Source organism: Ottowia thiooxydans DSM 14619 (genome assembly GCF_000422885.1).
GTDB classification, from domain to species: Bacteria; Pseudomonadota; Gammaproteobacteria; order Burkholderiales; family Burkholderiaceae_C; genus Ottowia; species Ottowia thiooxydans.
The window spans coordinates 472387-490031 of record NZ_AUGX01000001.1 but is presented as its reverse complement, the minus strand read 5'-3'; the positions used below and the strand labels follow the sequence as shown (position 1 = coordinate 490031).

At 60.0% G+C, this 17645-nt stretch carries 14 protein-coding genes; 4 read left to right on the top strand and 10 right to left on the bottom strand.

Translation table 11 applies throughout. The features are described from left to right. Window positions 1-4: 4 nt before the first annotated feature. On the top strand, window positions 5-1519 hold the full coding sequence (locus G518_RS0102405) for a M81 family metallopeptidase (RefSeq protein ID WP_028601161.1): 1515 nt from the start codon (window positions 5-7) through the stop codon (window positions 1517-1519). 39 nt (window positions 1520-1558) lie between these two features. On the opposite strand, the gene G518_RS0102400 is transcribed toward G518_RS0102405, so the two are convergent. The 8 genes from G518_RS0102400 to G518_RS0102365 form a co-directional block, all read right to left on the bottom strand. Further along, window positions 1559-2539, bottom strand: a complete 981-nt coding sequence (locus tag G518_RS0102400) for a Bug family tripartite tricarboxylate transporter substrate binding protein (protein ID WP_028601160.1) — start codon at window positions 2537-2539, stop codon at window positions 1559-1561. An 86-nt stretch (window positions 2540-2625) separates the two neighbouring features. Continuing rightward, window positions 2626-3603, bottom strand: a complete 978-nt coding sequence (locus G518_RS0102395; RefSeq protein WP_028601159.1) for a tripartite tricarboxylate transporter substrate binding protein — start codon at window positions 3601-3603, stop codon at window positions 2626-2628. Window positions 3604-3641: 38 nt separating this feature from the next. Then, window positions 3642-5297 carry a bifunctional 3-(3-hydroxy-phenyl)propionate/3-hydroxycinnamic acid hydroxylase gene (locus tag G518_RS33560; RefSeq protein WP_051235873.1) on the bottom strand — a complete coding sequence of 552 codons (1656 nt, stop codon included), beginning with the start codon at window positions 5295-5297 and terminating at the stop codon, window positions 3642-3644. A gap of 40 nt (window positions 5298-5337) precedes the next feature. Continuing rightward, entirely contained in the window at window positions 5338-6342 is a 1005-nt protein-coding gene (locus G518_RS0102385) for a Bug family tripartite tricarboxylate transporter substrate binding protein (RefSeq protein WP_156909240.1), read from the bottom strand. Between the two features lie 58 nt (window positions 6343-6400). Continuing rightward, the gene (locus tag G518_RS0102380) at window positions 6401-6955 is read right to left on the bottom strand and encodes a VOC family protein (protein WP_028601157.1); all 555 of its coding nucleotides are present in this window, start codon (window positions 6953-6955) and stop codon (window positions 6401-6403) included. Window positions 6956-7000: 45 nt separating this feature from the next. Next, on the bottom strand, window positions 7001-7348 hold the full coding sequence (locus G518_RS0102375; RefSeq protein WP_028601156.1) for an NIPSNAP family protein: 348 nt from the start codon (window positions 7346-7348) through the stop codon (window positions 7001-7003). A 22-nt stretch (window positions 7349-7370) separates the two neighbouring features. Continuing rightward, the gene (fahA, locus tag G518_RS0102370; protein WP_028601155.1) at window positions 7371-8696 is read right to left on the bottom strand and encodes a fumarylacetoacetase; all 1326 of its coding nucleotides are present in this window, start codon (window positions 8694-8696) and stop codon (window positions 7371-7373) included. After that, window positions 8693-9451 carry an SDR family NAD(P)-dependent oxidoreductase gene (locus G518_RS0102365; protein WP_028601154.1) on the bottom strand — a complete coding sequence of 253 codons (759 nt, stop codon included), beginning with the start codon at window positions 9449-9451 and terminating at the stop codon, window positions 8693-8695. The genes fahA and G518_RS0102365 overlap by 4 nt, the downstream gene beginning before the upstream one ends. A 113-nt stretch (window positions 9452-9564) precedes the next feature. Between G518_RS0102365 and G518_RS33555 the strand changes: the two genes are divergently transcribed. The 3 genes from G518_RS33555 (at window position 9565) to G518_RS33550 (ending at window position 15769) form a co-directional block, all read left to right on the top strand. Beyond that, complete coding sequence (locus G518_RS33555; protein WP_084651341.1) at window positions 9565-10407, top strand: IclR family transcriptional regulator; 843 nt, start codon at window positions 9565-9567, stop codon at window positions 10405-10407. Between the two features lie 170 nt (window positions 10408-10577). Then, complete coding sequence (gene hrpA / locus G518_RS0102355) at window positions 10578-14774, top strand: ATP-dependent RNA helicase HrpA (RefSeq protein WP_028601153.1); 4197 nt, start codon at window positions 10578-10580, stop codon at window positions 14772-14774. Window positions 14775-15019: 245 nt separating this feature from the next. Beyond that, on the top strand, window positions 15020-15769 hold the full coding sequence (locus G518_RS33550) for a hypothetical protein (protein WP_051235871.1): 750 nt from the start codon (window positions 15020-15022) through the stop codon (window positions 15767-15769). A gap of 14 nt (window positions 15770-15783) precedes the next feature. Here the strand turns inward: G518_RS33550 and G518_RS0102345 are convergent, their stop codons facing one another. After that, the gene (locus G518_RS0102345) at window positions 15784-16548 is read right to left on the bottom strand and encodes an amino acid ABC transporter ATP-binding protein (RefSeq protein WP_028601152.1); all 765 of its coding nucleotides are present in this window, start codon (window positions 16546-16548) and stop codon (window positions 15784-15786) included. Then, window positions 16545-17645, bottom strand: a complete 1101-nt coding sequence (locus G518_RS0102340) for an amino acid ABC transporter permease (RefSeq protein WP_028601151.1) — start codon at window positions 17643-17645, stop codon at window positions 16545-16547. Before G518_RS0102340 ends, G518_RS0102345 begins: the two co-directional genes overlap by 4 nt.

Below are 17645 nucleotides of genomic sequence, written 5' to 3'. Positions count from 1 at the left end.
AAGCATGAGCATTGATTCAGCGCCGCGCAAGAAGCGCCTGGCCGTGGCTCGCTTCTGGTATGAGGGGAACGTCTTTTGCCCGGTGCCTTGCACCCAGGAAGATTTTGACCGCCGCGAGTGGCGCACGGGCTCCGATGCTCTGGCAGTGGCCCGTGATACGGCCACCGAGCTTGGCGCGGTGGAGCGCTTTGCTCGCACCCGCACTGATTGGGAAGTGGTTGCGCTTCGCTGCGCATCTGCACTACCGGGTGGTGCCATAGATGATGAAGTCTTCACGCGGTTTTACGATGAAGTACTCACCGGCTTGGCACAAGGCGGGCAGTGGGATGCTGTTTATCTTTCATTGCACGGTGCCTCCATCACCAACGCGCGGCATACCCCGGAAATGGATATTCTGAGTGCGGTGAGGTTTTTGCTACCCGGCGTGCCCATTGGAGCCAGCTTCGATTTGCACGCCAACCTTTCTCCGGGAATGGGGCCGTTCCTTGATATGGCCAGTGGCTACAAGACCTACCCTCACATAGATATGCTGGAGACGGCTCAGCGTGTGCTGGATGGCTTGTTGTCCATTGTGGAGCAGGGGCGTCGCACGCGCGTGACGGTTGTCAAACCTCGCGCTATGCTGCCCAGCTTTAATATGCGCACGGCCGAAGGGCCCATGAAAGAGCTGCAGGAGCTGGCTGCGGCACAGATCGGCCCTGGGGTAGTTGAGGCGCTGGTGTTCGGAGGCTTTCCTTACTCTGACACGCCAGATACTGGGTCTTCTGTGGTGATCGTTTCGGATCTCAATGCAGATCCAGAAGGCAAAACCGCTGCAGCAGTCAGTGCGAAACTGGAAGAAGCAGTGCGTGCGCTTGCGCCCCGTTTTGCTGTTCAATTGCCAAACGCAGAAGAGGGTTTACGGCAAGGTTTGGAAGCCTTGGTCTCCAAGGGCGGCCTTGTAGCGGTAACTGACCCTGGCGACAACCCACTCTCCGGGGGCGCATGTGATACCCCGGGTCTGTTGGCCGCTCTGCTGCAAACAGACACCACCGTGCCTTGCTTGTTCGCCAGTTTTGCTGATGCCGATTCCGTGCGAACTTTGCATGAAGCGGGCATTGGCGCGCAGTGCAAGGTAGCGCTGGGCGGAAAACTCACCGCAGATTTTGGGCCTCCGGTAGAGGTCACTGTGCGCGTTGAACGCCTGACCGATGGGGTGTTTCGTAACACGGGCCCCATGGAAACAGGCGTTGAAACCCGCTGTGGGCGCACTGCTCTGGTGTCATTGGTAGATAGGCCAAATATTCAAGTGATCGTGACCAGCTCAGTAGCCCCCGCGAATGACCCTGGTTTCTTTGCGCTCCACGGCATAGATCTGGATGCTTCAAGGCTGCTTTGCGTAAAAGCCAAGAACCATTTTCGTGCGGCTTTTCTGGATCGTTGCCAAGCCATCATTGATACGGATGTTCCCGGGCCTTCGGCGCTGGATCTGGATCTATTGCCCTTTAGGTACGCGGATAGATCGCTGGCGCCGAAGTAGCCCGAACTCATTGGTGTTCAGCTGTGGTTAACCCGGCGGTTAGTCAACCTTGGCGCCGGATTCAACTACAACCTGCTTCCAGCGAGCAAGCTCCGTGTGAATGTGCTGCTTGAATTGTTCTGGTGTTCCACCCAGTGGGTCAGCGCCCAGCTTGAGCAAGCTCTCCTGCATGGCCGGTGTCTTGAGGCCTTTGTTGATCTCTGCGTTGAGAGCGTTGATCACTTCTTGTGGTGTACCCTTGGGCGCGAGCAGGCCCCACCATGATGTGACGTTAAAGCCTTTGTAGCCTTCTTCTTCGAGCGTGGGAACATCGGGCAGAGAGCTTGAACGGGTTCGTGATGTGACGGCAAGCGCCCTGAACTTTCCGCTGCGGATATGTGGCAGAGCTGTGGGCACGACGTCAAACATCATGTCGAGTTGACCGCCCAGGAAATCGGAGACCGCAGGTGCGGAACCTTTGTACGGTATGTGCGTTGCTTGCGCGCCCACCTGCCGCAGGAAATACTCAGTCACCAGGTGCGTGAGGTTGCCATTGCCTGCGGAGCCGTAGCTCATCTTTCCGGGTTGTGCTTTCAGCGCGTCTACAAGCGCACGCACGTTGCGCACGTTGGAAGAGGGTTGCACCACCACGACGGCAGGTGTGCCTGCAATCAGAACAACCGGGGCAAAGTCACGCTCTGTGTCGTAAGGCAGTTTGGGGTAGAGGCTGGGGTTGATGGTTAACGGCCCAATGGGGCCCAGCAGTAGTTCATAGCCAGTGGGGGCGGCTTTGGCTACGGCATCTACACCAATGGCGCCGCCTGCGCCTGCCTTGTTTTCCACAACGACTGCGGTTCCCCATGTGCGCGAAAGGTGATTGGCCACGATACGAGCCACCAGATCCACGGCCCCACCAGCAGGGAACGGTACGACGATGCGCACGGGTTTATCTGGGAAGGCAGCATGTGCTCCCGTAGAGGTAAGCAGACCCAGGCCCATACACAGGGCCGCGAGAAAATGGCGTCGTTTGGAGAATTTCATAACTGGTTGGCTTGTGATTTAGATATCTGACGGCGCGCATTGCGTGTGTTGCGCGCGTTGTGCCTCAGGTCTTGGCGCTTCATGTTTCAGGCTTGCAGCGGAATCCCGACCTTGGTGATCACGGTGTGCCAGCGGGCGATTTCGTTTTGCACCATGGTGCGGAATTCATCTGGCGTGCACGGAGAGGCCGCACTGCCCGCAGCGGCAAGTGACTTTTGCAGGGTGGTGTCTTGCAGGGCCTGATGCACTGCAGCGGTGAGTTTCTGAACAACGGGTGCGGGTGTTCCGGCAGCCGCGGCAATGCCAAGCCACGAGCGCACTTCAAAGCCCAGCAAAGTGCTTGAGACAGGCGGTACATCTGGTATGGAAGGCCATGCAGCCGCGCTGGTTACGCCCAATGCGCGCAGGCGTCCGGATTTGAGGTGGGGCGTTGCAACGGTCAGTGTGTCGGTCAATATGTCTACATCGCCGGCAATCACTGCTTGCACCGGGGCACCCCCGCCACGATAAGGAACGTGCAGCAACTCTACGTTGGCGGCGGAGCCCAGTAGTTCGCCCACCATATGCTGTGTAGAACCCACGCCCACCGATGTGAATGTGATCTTGCCCGGGTCCTTCTTGGCGAGAGCGATCAGATCGGCCAGCGTTTTGGCCGGATGCTCTGCGCGCACCGCCACCACGAAGGGGAATGATGAAACCGTAGAGATGAAGGAGAAATCCTTGACCGGGTCGTACGGCAGGGATTTCTTGAGCGCGGCAGACACCGTGTGCGCTCCGGTCAACATGACGAGGTTGTAGCCATCAGGTGCTGACTTGGCCACATAGTTGGTGGCAATGCTGCCGCCCGCGCCGCTTTTGATGTCAATGACTACCGGCTGCTTGAGAGCATCTTGCAATTTCTGGCCCACCAGGCGAGCCACTACATCGGCGTTGCCGCCAGCGCCAAAGCCATGAATGAGCTGTATGGCGCGTGAGGGATAGGTGCCTTGCGCCCAGGCCTGGGGCAAAGCAAGTGAGGCGGCGCCGGCGAGCAGGGCAGTGCGGCGGTTGAGGAACATGGTCATAGGGGTGTCTCCGTCATGGTTCTATTGATGGGGCAGGGTCAGTTAGCAAGGGTTGCCGGCTCCCGGGCACTCGCTTGGCCGGCGGCGGTTGCCGAGGGGTGAGCGCCAAAGAGCGCGCTTTCAAGTGCCAGCAGCAGGTGCGGAAGTTCCTCTGCGCTTTGGGCAACGCCGTATACATATCGGTCTGGGCGAATGACGGCGACCTTGGCGCCTAGTGATTGCAGCCAGGTGGAGAACACGCCGTCTCGTTCCTGCACGGCGAGTACATCCGGCGCCACGGATGGTGATGGCGGTACGGTGCCTATCCAAACGCGCTGGCCTGCAATGCGTTGCCAGAAGGAAGCCGTGGAAGCGCTCATTCCGTCTAGTGCGGAAACATCGTTGCTTACGAGGAGGAAGCCAGGTGAGGCCAAGTCGTCTAGTCGTTGGAACGCCAGGTTCACGGCGGTTTTTACCCACGGTTGCACAAACAGCACGCCAGCGCCTGGTGCGGGGCATTGCTGGGTGTCCATGGCGATCAACCCGGTGGTCAGCCCGGGTATGAATTTTTGCCTTACGCTTTCGGCTTGGCCCGAAAGCAGCTCTTCTTCCATGCGCTGGTCACGGATGCGCGCAGCCGCTTCATCCAACTCCCCAATGATGAGCCCGAATGATTTTGCATGGCTCACCACCGTGCGCACATGGGGCGTGCGTTCTTCAGCGTAGGTGTCCAGCAGCTTGGGCGAGGCGCCCAGGCGCTCTACCGCATCAAGCTTCCACGCCAGGTTGATGGTGTCGCGAATGGCTGCACACAGGCCTTGTCCCAGAAAGGGCGGCATCTGGTGTGCGGAGTCGCCCATCAGGAACACCCGGCCAAAGCGCCACTGTTTGGCAACCAGGGCATGAAAGCGGTAGATGGCTGTTCGGCACAGGTCCAAGGCTTCGGGGTTGGTGAATTCGGCCAACACTTTCCGAATGGCTGCCTCGTTGTCGAATTGCTCCGGCAACTCGCCGGGAAGCATTTTTATCTCCCATCGGCGGAGCGAATTCGGGCCCACGATGTAAGTGCCGGGGCGCGATGGGCGGCAGTACTGGACGCAACGCTCAGGCAGATCAGCATCAGCGCGCAGCCACGCATCCACCACGATCCACCATTCATCGAACGCGAGATCTTCTATCTCGCCGTTCATCTGGCGGCGTACGGAGCTTCGGGCGCCATCGCAGGCGATGGTGTAGCGCGAGCGAAGCCGGATTTGCTCGCCATCTGACAGCCGCCGTATGTCTGCGCAGACTTCGTTTTCGTTCTGCTGGAGTTGCAGCAGTTCGTGGCCCAGGAAAACCTGCACCTTGGGAAATCGCTCCACGCCTTTGCGCAGTTTGACTTCCAACTCTGGCTGCACAAACATCCATGTGGGCTCCCACGCCAGCAACTGGGGAGGTGGCTGGGGGTAGAAGCGTTTGATGACTTGGCCCTGCATGCCGACAAAGTCCGTTCCCGGATGCGGGCAGGTGCCTTGTTCCATTTCTTGCGCCAAACCGCAATGCTGGAACACCCGCATGGCTTCCTGATCAGCCGTGATGGCCCGCGGCTTGTCGTAGATGGCGGTGGCTGACTCAACCACGGCCACGCTGTAGCCGCGCTGGCCCAACAGGTTGGCCATGGTGGCGCCAGCAGGACCGTACCCGATGATCAGGACATCGAAGCACTGGGGCATGGGGGTCTCCTGTTTCTCAAGCACGCGCAGTTCTCCGGAATCAATCCGCCCGAATGCCGCGGGATTTGATCAAGGGCTCCCAGATGGCCTTCTCTGCACGGACGTGGCGATCCATTTGCGCGGCGTCGCTGGGGATGGGTTCCATGCCAAGATCAGCCAGTTTTTGGCGCACGGCGGGAACGCTCAGTGCTTGCTGTACTTGTTGCGATAGAGCTTCAATGGCGGCGGGTGGTGTCCCCTTGGGGGCCACCAAGCCTTGCCAGGCATAAACGCCTGTGCTGGCGAAGCCCAGCTCCTTCAGGGTGGGAACATCAGGCAATTGGGGCAGACGAGTGTCGGAGCTGACCGCAAGGGGGCGCAACTTGCCGCTGCGGAAATAGGGCAATGACAGCGATGGAGACAGCACGGCCACGGGAAGCTGGCCACCCACCAGATCCTGAAGCGCAGGGGCATCACCTTTGTAGGGCACATGGGTGATGGTGCCGCCAGTGGTGGCTCCCACCAGTTCCATGGTGAGATGGTGCGGAGTACCCACGCCAGCAGAGCCATAGGTCAACTTCCCATCAGGCTTCTTGGTGCCAGCCACCAACTGCTGCATGCTTTGAATGCCGCTGGCAGGATGGGTGGCCACGACCACCGGAAAGCGAGCCATCAACCCGACAGGGGTGAAATCCTTCAGCGCGTCGTAGCGGATCTTTTGGTAGAGCGCACCGTTGAAAGTCATGATGGCGATGTCGCCGGTGAGCACGGTGTATCCGTCAGCGGCGGCGTGCGCTACGGTTTCTGCAGCCAGCATGCCGGCAGCGCCTGGCCGGTTGTCAATCAGTACGGACTGCTTGATCTGCTCTGTGAGTTGTACACCGACCGTGCGGGCAAGCACATCGGTCCCACCGCCAGCGGGAAAGCCCACTACCCAGCGGATGGGCTTGTTGGGGTAGCCATCTGGTGATGCCGCCAGCGCGGCAGCGCTGCTTCCCAGCAAAGCGGCGCCCATGCATAGTGCCAACGTGCGGCGAGAGAGCGCCTGTGGGTAAGAAGTCTTCACTGTTGTCTCCTGAGGTTTATTTGTTGGCTTGTTGGTTTGAAGGAAGGGCGTTGGCTCGCTATGGCGCTCGTACGTACCCGGTCTTGGCACCAAAGACCTTCTCGCGCTGAGACCAGTCGTGGGTTGCGTTCCACAAGGCGAGCACCTGGGGGGCTTCCGCTTCAAACTCCGGATAGCGCGCGGGATCGCAAGTGCGTGTGGTCAGTTCCAGGCGGTGGCCTGAGGGGTCAAAAAAGTAGATCGACGTAATGAAGTCGTCGTGATTGGTGGGGCCCACCACAGACAGGCCTTTGCTCTCCAGGTCCTTCTTGGCCTGCAGCAGGGTGTCTATGTTTTCCACTTCAAAAGCGAAGTGCTGAACCCAGGCCGGTGTATGCGGATCACGGCCAGAGGGTTCTCCTTCGTCTTGCGGGCACTCAAAGAATGCAATGTTGCTGCCGTCTTCCATCTCAAAAAAGATATGGACGTGCGGGCTGTACTTGCCTGTGGAGGGCACATGGTCTTCGCCCATGGCATGGGCGAATTTCAGACCAAGTACCTCGGTGTAGAACTTCACGGTTTCTGCGGCGTCTTTGCAGCGGAAGGCAGCGTGGTGGAGTTTTTTACAAAGCATGGCGTTCTCCTGTGAGCGAAACGGGTGGTCAGGGCGTGGGCGCTTTCAGGCGCCAGTGGGTTCGGAAGGCGGTTCTTGCCACATGGGCTGAAAGAACGGTGCGGGCGTGAGGAATTTCGATTCCTGGCTTTGCAGCATGGGCAGCATCTTGGAAACGTAGGCCAGCCACTGCGGGTCTTGCATCAGGCGGGCACGCAGTTGTGCGCGCTCGTTCAAATCGGTATAGGCCCACAGATGCACAATCTGGTTCAGCGGCCCAGACTCCGTGGTGTAGTAGCCCACCATGCGACCCAGAATGCGCTGCTGCACAGCCAAGCCCTCGGCTTCATACAGGGCCAGGTAGTTGCGCCATTGGCCGGGGTGGGTGGTATAGGTGCGTTGTTCGACGAGCATGGTGCTTTCCTCAGACCAACTGCTACGCGGAGGCCGCCAGCACCGTGTTCGTGCAATGACCCCAGCCAATGCTGATGAAGCCCTCACGCGAACAGCGGCCACGGAAGCTGACTTCGTCACCGTCTTGCAGGAAGCTGCGCTGCTCCTGGGTGGCTGCAATCGCCAGCGGCTCAGAACCTCCCCGGGTGATTTCCAACAGGCTTCCCAGTGCGTCTGCCGAGCTACCGGAAATGGTGCCTGAGCCCAAGAGGTCGCCTGTATCCAGCGCACTGCCGTTGCTCGTGTGGTGCGCCACCATCTGCGCAAAGCTCCAGTACAGCGTGGAAGCGTTGGAGCGCGACAGGCGTTGGGCCGATGCGCCCGTGGCGCGCATGCGTTCGGTGCGTAGAAGAGCCTCAATCTCCACGTTCACTGTGCCGTGAGCTTGATCGTTGGTGTCCAGCAGGTGAGGCAGCGGGGCTGGGTCTCCTTCGGGGCGTGCAGCCACAGCCTGGCGAAACGGAGCCAGGGCCTCGGCGGTGATCACCCAGGGCGCGACGCTGGTGGCAAAGCTCTTTGCCAGGAAGGGCCCCAAGGGCTGGTATTCCCAGGATTGGATGTCGCGCGCAGACCAGTCGTTGAGCAGCGAAAATCCGAAAACATGGCCCCACGCATTGGCCACTGCCACCGGGCTTCCCAGGCGCGACGGCGCGCCGATATACATGGCCAGCTCCACTTCAAAGTCCAAGCGCTGGGCTGGGGCGAATACTGGTGCTGCCTGATCGGGCCGCTTGAGCTGACCCCAGGGGCGCTGCACGGGTGCGCCGCTTACTCGCACGCTATTGGCGCGGCCGCTATAAGCTACGGGCACGTACTTGTAGTTGGGCAGAAGTGGGGCGTCTGGGCGAAACAGGCGGCCTGCGTTGGTGGCGTGATGCACTGAGGCAAAAAAGTCTGTATAGCCCGCCACGCGTACGGGTTGCAGCAGTTCAACGCGGTCAATGGGATGCAGGGCGCGCTGCAGTGCCTCTCTATGGGTCTTCTGGTTGGCGCTGAGCAAGCTCGATAGTTCTGCGCGCAATGCCGACATGGCCTCAGGGCCGAGGGCCATCAGGGCGTTCAAGGTATCTGCGGCCTCACAGGCTTGCGCAGCGCTGCGTGCCAGCGGGTCGCTCATCAAGGGCGCGCACGCAGCAATTTCCAGGACCTGGTCACCGATGCCAACACCGCAACAGGCTGTGTTACCGCCCTGTGGGCGAAACACCGCGAGAGGCAGGTTTTGAATGGGGAAGTCTGCGCCAGGCTGATTGGCGCTTTCCACCCAACTGCGCAGCTCGGGTGCGTGAGTAGCGTTGAGTTGCAGGCTCATAAGGTATGCCCCCCGTCAATCACGATGCGTGCACCCGTGGAGGTGCGCAGATGCGTGATGCAGGCGAGGATGGCCTGGGCCACATCTTCGGGTGTCACTACGCGGCCCAGGGGGGTCTTGGCTGCCTTTTGCTCCAGCTCGTTGCGGCTGCGGCCGGCGACGAAATCTGTATCTACCGAGGCCGGTGAGACGCATAGGAAGCGCACCGGGGCAAAGGCACGGGCCAGAGAAACGGTGAGCGTGTCGAGCGCCGCTTTGGCCGCGCAATACGCCATGTTGCTGCCGAGGCCGGTAAAAGCCGACACGGACGACACATTGACGACCGTGGCTTCTGGGCGGGCGCGCAGCAGTGGCAGCAGGGCACGGGAAATGCCGTAGGTGCCGCCTACGTTTTCTGTGAGGATCTGGTTGAATAGTTCAGGTGTCAGGGCGTCCAGATCTGCGTGAGCAATACGCTGCGTGAACCCTGCGGAGTTCACCAGGATGTCCAGGTGACCGTGCTCTGCCTGTAGCCATTGGCTGGCAGCCGCGTGGGTTGCTGGGGCATCCAGCGAGATCTGCAGCGTGGCGTGGCGGCCCGCATCGCCCAGGCTGGCGCGAAGGGCTTCAGCACGGTCACGGCCCTGGTGGTAGCCAATCACAACGCTGGCGCCTTCTCGCGCCAGCGCACGCACCGTGGCGGCGCCTATGCCGTTACTGCCTCCCGTAACGAGGGCGACTTTGCCTTGCAGTGAGCAGGAGGAATTGCGTTCCATGTTCTATTGCCGATCTGAAGCGTCATGTCCGATAGTTGGATGGCTTGAAAGCCAACTGACGGAATTGTTTTCTAATTGCGGAATGGCGTCATTAATTTGTCCGATAAACGAACATGAATAAAAACACCGAATTAGGATCACTTAAGCGTGGTGTTGTCCTGCTCAAGCTGCTGGCTACAGGTGGGGCAAGAGGATGTCCGTTAAGTGAACTTTCCGAAAAATCAGGAATGCCGCACCCTTCGGCGCACCGGATCCTCAAGCAGCTGATTGCCGAGCGCCTGGTCGAGCACAACCGCGAAACGCACCGCTACAAGCTGGGGCCGCTGGCCTTTGAGCTGGGCATCGCCGGATCCACCATGCATGACATCAGGGATCTGTGTGAACCCACCATGCAGGCGATGGCGTTGGAGACGGAGGACACGGTGTATCTCGTGGTTCGCAGCGGCTTCGAGGCCGTGTGCATGCACCGTTGGGAGGGCAGCTTTCCAATCCGCACGCTGGTGCTGGAAGTGGGAAGCCGTCGTCCGCTGGGGGTGGGCGCGGGTGGTTTGGCTGTGCTGGCTGCCATTGAAGAAGACGAACGCGAGGAAATCATCCGCCGGGTGGCCCCCTCACTCCCGGCATTCGGCAAGCTCACGCCGGCGGCATTGGCGGAGGCCTGTGACACCACCCGGGCTCACGGGGTGGCGATTATTCAGAACCGGGTGAGCCTGGGCGTGACGGCCGTGGGCGCTGCCTTTCGCGACAGCATGGGTTTAGCGATTGGTGCGGTTAGCGTGGCGGCACTGTCTCAGCGGATGGGGCAGGCACGGCTGCGCAAAATCTCTGAATTGGTGCTGCGTGGCGCGCGCGATATCGAGGCGAGCATCCGCAGGCAACGGGCGCCGGTGAAGGCGGGGAAGGGCGCGCGGATGGACGAGCCCTCATCATTGGCCGCCTCCATGCCTCGCTTGTGATGGCGCGCAGCGCATTCTTGTCAGATCGAAATACAACCCCATATGCTTGATTCCCGCACGTGGTGCTCACTCTATCTGCTGAGAAAGAGAGGGCGCCTACAGTTGCCTGCAGGCCCTTGGGGGCAGCCGATAAGCGGCAAGCCCCCGTCGCTGGGATAATCCCCAACCCGATGATTGAGCCAACCCCGCCATTGAACTCGCCCTTGAAGATCGAATTTCCACCAAACCTGCCCGTATCCGAGCGCCGCGCCGAGATAGAGGAAGCCTTGGCACGGCACCAGGTCATTATCGTTTGTGGCGAAACGGGCTCGGGCAAAACCACGCAGCTCCCCAAGATGGCGCTAGCCATGGGCCGGGGCCGCATGAACGCCAAGCCGGGAGAGCGGGGCAGGCTGATCGGACACACGCAACCACGCCGGATTGCGGCCAGCAGTGTGGCCAAGCGTATCGCCGAAGAGCTGAACACCCCGCTGGGCGAGGTGGTTGGCTACAAGGTGCGTTTTCAGGACCGTTTGTCCCAGAATGCGTCGATCAAACTGATGACCGACGGCATTTTGCTGGCGGAGACGCAAACGGATCCGCTGCTTAAAGCCTACGACACCCTGATCATTGATGAGGCGCATGAACGAAGCCTGAACATCGATTTTCTGCTGGGCTATCTGAGGCAAATTTTGCCCAGGCGGCCAGATTTGCGAATAGTGGTGACTTCGGCCACCATTGATGCTGATCGGTTCGCCAGGCACTTTGAAAGCAAAAATGGCCCGGCGCCTGTGCTCATGGTGTCTGGAAGGACCTTCCCGGTAGAGCAGCGCTACCGGCCCTACGAAGAAAGCCGCGAATACGATCTGAATAGCGCCATAGCCGATGCTGTGGATGAGCTGTGGACTGGCCGGCCCGTGGGCGATATCCTGGTGTTTCTGCCGGGAGAGCGTGAAATCCGCGAAGCGGCGGATCACTTGCGCAAGCATCTATCGCACCACGCCGGCACGCGCAACGCTGAAGTGCTGCCTCTGTTTGCGCGTCTGTCACAGGCTGAGCAAGACCGCGTGTTCGATACGCATGGCGGCCCGCGCATCGTGTTGGCCACCAACGTGGCGGAGACATCACTCACGGTTCCAGGTATCCGGTACGTGGTGGATACGGGTACGGCCCGGGTCAAGCGCTACAGCTACCGAAGCAAGGTTGAGCAATTGTTGGTCGAACCCGTGAGCCAGGCTGCCGCTAATCAGCGCGCCGGCCGTTGTGGACGTGTGGCCGATGGCATTTGCATACGCCTATACGACGAGAAGGATTTTTCCGGGCGCCCGCGCTTCACAGATCCTGAGATCTTGCGCAGCTCGCTTGCGGGCGTGATCTTGCGCATGAAAAGCCTGCGCCTGCTGGGCGACGGTGGCCGGGTGGAGGATTTCCCGTTCCTGGAGGCGCCTTCCGGGCGCGCCATTGCCGATGGCTACCAACTTTTGGGTGAGCTGGGGGCAGTGGATGAAATGGGCGAGTTAACTCGCTTGGGTAGCGAGTTGGCACGCCTGCCGCTCGATCCCCGCATCGGCCGGATCATCATCGAGGGTAGAGAGCGTGGCGCCCTGGATGAGGTGATGGTGATCGCTGCAGCCTTGAGCGTGCAGGACGTGCGCGATCGCCCGATGGAAGCCCAGGCTCAGGCCGATCAGGCGCATGCCAAGTTTGACGACGAAAAAAGCGAGTTCAGCGGCTATTTAAGACTATGGAAATGGCTGCAAGACGCTCGCGGCGGGCATGCTGCCGGCTCGCGCCGCGAAATGGCCGCGCAAGAAGGCAAGGCGCCTAAAGTGCCCGCGAACATCGCGGTCCTTCCGGTGGCGCAACGAGCTGCGATGGCGATGCAAGCTGCACGTCAGGCGCTCCAGACTTCAGCTCAAAACGCGGCAACTGGCTCCAAAACTGGGGGTTCCAAGGCCGCGGCGCGCCCTGCTCCGGAAGGAGCGGCGGGGCGATGGGTAGACCCCTCATCCCACAAATTAAGCAACCGCCAATACGAAAGCCTGCTGCGCCAGAACTTCATCAGCGTACGCCGCGTGCGCGAATGGCGCGATATTCACACCCAGTTGCATACCGTGGTGGCGGAGCACAAATGGAAGGTGAACACGCAGGCCGCAGGCTATGAAGCGCTGCACAAGTCTTTGCTTGCCGGATTACTGGGCAACATAGGTTGCAAGCTGGAAGAAGACGCCGGTGGTAGTTCTGGTGAATATCTGGGTGCGCGCGGGATCAAGTTCTACAGGCACCCCGGATCTCATCTGAGCAAAAAGCCGGGCCGCTGGATTGCCTGCGCGGAGCTGGTGGAAACCACGCGCCTCTTTGGCCGCAGCATTGCCAATATTGAACCGCAATGGCTGGAGGAAGTAGGTGAGCACCTGCTGAAAAAGCAACTGCTGGCGCCACACTGGGAGAAAAAAGCCCTGGACGTGATTGCACTGGAGCGAGCCACTTTGTATGGCCTGCCTGTGTACACCGGCAAGCGCGTGAGTTTTGGCAAGGTGGACCCGCATGGTGCGCGGGAGATCTTCATCCGGGAGGCATTGGTTGCCGGTGAATGGCCTGATGAATGGGCGCGTCGCCTGCCATTTTTGCCCGCCAACCAGAAAACCATTGCCAAGGTGGAGGAGCTGGAGCACAAGAGCCGCCGGCAAGATGTGTTGGTGGATGATGAGCTCATCTACGCCTATTACGACCAGCAGATCCCAAAAACCATTTGCAACGGCCGAGACTTCGAGGCTTGGTGGAACGAAGCCAGTAAAGCACAGCCTGACCTCCTGCGGCTAACGCGCGAAGAGCTGATGCGGCACGATGCGGCTGGCATCACCACCAGCGCGTTCCCCCGGGTGGTGCGCCTTGGTGGCGTAGATTGCGCCGCCACGTACTTGCATGAACCGGGTGATCCCAAAGATGGCCTTACGGTGACCGTGCCGCTTTTTGTGCTCAATCAGGTCAATGAGGAGCGGGCGGAATGGTTGGTGCCCGGCATGTTGAAAGACAAGATACAGGCGCTTTTGAAAAGCCTTCCGCAAAAGCCGCGCAGCCGATTTGTGCCGCTTCCCGAAAGCGCCGCGCGCCTGAATGAGCAACTGGGGGCGCCTGAGGCGTTCGGCCATGGAAGCCTGATTGATTCGCTGCTTAAGCTCGTACGTGATGCCACCAGCCTTCAGGTGACACGCACCGATTTCAAGCAGGACATGCTTCCCCTGCATTTGTTCATGAACTTCGTTGTGGTCGACGAACATGGCCGTCAATTAGCCACGGGCCGCAATCTGGCCGCTCTCAAGGCAGAGCTGGGGCATCAGGCGAGGGGAGCGTTTCAAGCATTGGCGGCTTTGAAGGTGAACACGCCTGCGGCGCAGGCCTCATCCGCCTCGGATGGCGCAAGCCCCGCTTCAAGTGCCAAGGCACGTGCAGGGTCGCCAGGTGCCGCTACCGCTGAGTCGTCTACCGCGCGATCGGCAGGAGCGCAAGGGGCGCGCCCAAGCGATGAATTGGCCCCAGCCCAACGCTATACGACCTGGACATTCGGCGAATTGCCGGAGCTGATGGAGATTCGCCGAAAAGGGCAGGTCTTGATCGGGTTTCCTGCGCTGGTGGATGGTGGCGACGCGGTCACCATAGAAGTGTTTGATGAGCCCGATGTGGCCGCCGCCAAGCATAGAAGCGGTTTGCGCCGGCTTATTGCGCTGCAGATCAAGGATGCCTTGAGGTACTTGGAAAAGAACGTTCCTGATCTGCAGAAGATGGGCGTTGCGTTCATGAGCCTTGGAACACCGGAAGAGCTGCGTCAGCAGATCATCGATGTGGCCCTGGACCGAGCTTTCCTGCAAGAACCCCTGCCGCAAGACGCCGGAAGCTTTGGCCGCCGTGTTGAAGAAGGCAGAGGGCGGTTGACCCTGATCACCAACGAGGTGGCACGCTTGGCTGGAGTGATCTTGTCCGAATACGCCACGGCCGTTCGCAAGCTCAAAGACACCAAGAGCGCTCCAGACGCTGTGGCAGACGCTCAAGTGCAACTGCAGCGTCTCATGGGCAAACGCTTCCTGCAAGAAACGCCTTGGGCCGCCTTGCAGCACTTACCGCGCTATCTGAAAGCGATTGTGCTGCGTATGGAGAAGCTCCGCGCTGATCCGGCCCGGGATGTGCAGCGCATGACAGAAGCGCGCGCTCAGGAGCAGCGGTTTTGGCGCCTGGTGGCTGATCGCAAGGGCGTGCAGGATGCTCGCTTGCAAGAACTGCGCTGGTTGCTGGAGGAGTTGCGCGTGAGCTTTTTTGCGCAAGAGTTACGCACTCCACAACCTGTGAGCGTGAAGCGGCTGGAAAAGGTTTGGGGCCAGGTCAAGGGCTAGAGCAAGGGCTGGATCAGAGGCGAGCTTAGTGGCTAGGTCAGTGCCTAGGTTAAACCCTTATAAATGCTGTTGATCTAGAGCCCTGGGAAGGAAATTGCGCGATGTTGAGAACGGAAGGTCTCAAGAAGCGCGCAAGAAACCCCAAAAATATCACGCATGAGCGAATACGTGCTGACGCGAAAGTGACAAATCCGCGTGGATTTGTACACAATTAGAAACACGTAATCTTTCGTCTTGGCTAGCTCATGTTTTCCACCCTTTCGTCGGCCTTTTTATTGCTTCTGGGGCTTGTTGCGGCTCTGCTGCTTCTGGCCGCCGGCGCGTGGGGGTATCGCGCTTGGGCGAAACGGCTCGCCAGGCGCCAGCGTCGTATACCGCACCATTGGCCACTGGTACCCAGGGCCTTGGTCAATAGCGAAGAACTCAGAGTCTGGCGCTGGTTGATGCACACCTTCCCTGATCATCGGATCATGGTGAAGCTGCCACTCACACGCTTTGCAATGCCCAATGACCGCGCGCAGGCGGAAGCCCTGCACGAGCTTCTGGGTGCCGTATATTGCACTTTCACCATTTGCAAGACTGACGGCAACGTAGTCGGTTGTGTAGATGTTCCAACGCAGGCCGAGACGCAACGCAGGGCCTATAGGATCAAGCGCTCAATGCTTGGCCAATTTGCGCTGCCCTATTGGGTGGTCAAATCAGACAACCTTCCTGACCCGGCTTTAATGCGCACCGAATTCCTGGCTGGCGAAGGCCCATCGGATTTTTTGGTAAACCAGGAAGAATATGAAGACCAGGCCATCATGACGGCTCAGGCCAGCCTGCGTTCCGCGCTCAACCGCCAGCGCCAAAACCGGGAGCATAGTGACTTCGGTCCATTGCCTACGGAGCTTTCTGCTCTTGATGCAGTCTCGCAAGATCGCGGCATGCGCGGGGGCTGGCAATCCAACTCCTTCTTGACTCCCATGGATAGCCGCGAAGCCGGTTTACGCTGAAGAATACCGGGGCCTTAGCGCTCCAGTAGCTTGGAAAGAAAGTCCCGGCCACGATCGGTTTGTGGCGCTGAAAAGAACTGCTCTGGCGGGGCCTCTTCCATGATCTGGCCTTCGTCCATGAATACGATGCGATCAGCCACGGCGCGCGCAAAATTCATCTCGTGCGTCACGCACAGCAGCGTCATACCCTGGCCCGCTAGATCCACCATGACATCCAGCACTTCCTTGACCATTTCAGGATCAAGTGCGGAAGTGGGCTCATCAAACAACATGATGCGCGGTTTAAGGCAAAGCGCACGGGCGATCGCCACACGCTGCTGCTGACCGCCGGACAACTGCAAGGGGTACTTGCTGGCTTGCCCGGCAATACGTACGCGCTCCAACTGAGCCATGGCTTGCGCGCGCGCTTCAGCCGGAGTGACTTGATTGACCCAGACGGGTGCGAGCGTCAGGTTTTCCAGCACAGTAAGGTGCGGGAACAGATTGAACTGCTGGAACACCATGCCCACCTGGCGGCGCACTGCCTGCACTTCCTTGAGATCATCTCCCAGTACATGGCCGGCGACGGTGAGCTCGCCTTCCTGGTAGTCCTCAAGCGCGTTTACGCAACGCAAGAGCGTAGATTTTCCTGAACCTGAGGGGCCGCAGATGACGAGGCGCTCGCCGGCCTGCACGGAAAGATCGATGTCGCGCAGCACGTGCAGGCCATCTCCATACCACTTGTTCACTTGCTCGAAGCGGATCAAGGGCGCGTCGGGGTTGATGGGCTGAGCAGTCATGTGGTGTGGCGATGCAGCCGTGCTTCCAGGCGCCTGGCATAGAGCGACATGCAAAAGCAGAGCGTGAAATAAATCATCGTGATGAACAGGTAGCCTTCAATTTTGTAGGGCCGCCATACGGGATCTCCAGAGAGCGCAAGACCGAGGGCGCCAGTCAACTCGTAAAGGCTCACGATGGTCACGAGCGAAGTGTCCTTCAGCAGCGCAATGAAATTGTTCATCAAGCCCGGCAGCACCGTGGTGAGCGCCTGAGGCAGCACCACCAAGCCCTGTGTTCGCCAAAATCCTAATCCCAGGGAGGCCGCGGCCTCCTGCTGCCCTGCGGACACGGCTTGCAAGCCCCCGCGTACCACCTCTGCCATATAGGCCGCAGCAAACAGCGTGATGCCTATGACCACGCGGATGAGTACATCGGGGTTGTATCCGGTGGGCAGGAGCAGCGGGAACATGAAGCTGGCCATGAACAAGACAGAAATCAGAGGCACGCCGCGGACCAGCTCCACATAAACGGTGCAAACCGCGCGCACCGCTGGCAGGGCCGAGCGCCTGCCGAGCGCCACGGCCACCGCTAGTGGGAATGCCAGCGCAAGCGAAACGGTTGTGAGCAACAGCGTGAGCGGTAAACCACCCCACTGCGAGGTGTCGACGCGTGAAAGCCCCGCCACACCTCCGCCCATGAGCGCCATGAAACCTGCCAAGCCTACGATCCATGCCGGCAGCAGCCATTTGCGCCAGAGTTGGCGTACTCCGCTGGCCACCACCAGCGCCAGAAGCAGCACGGAGGCCAGCGCTGCACGCCAATGCTCGGCATAAGGGTAGTGGCCAAACAGGATGACGCGGTACTTTTCGGTAATGACTCCCCAGCAGGCGCCTTGTCCGCGGGCGGCTTCGCAAGCCTGCTCGTCAGGTGCAAAAACTGCATTCAGCACAGCCCATTCGGCTGCGTGCCAGAGTGCCCAGATACCGAGTACAGCCAGCAGACAAGTGGCCAGCAAGCTCGCTGGGCTGGCGCCAAAATTGGTGCGCAGCCTGTGCAAGATTCCTGCGCTGCGTCGGGGCGCCGGCCGCGCTGCGATGAAAGCTTTTGGAGCGCTCAT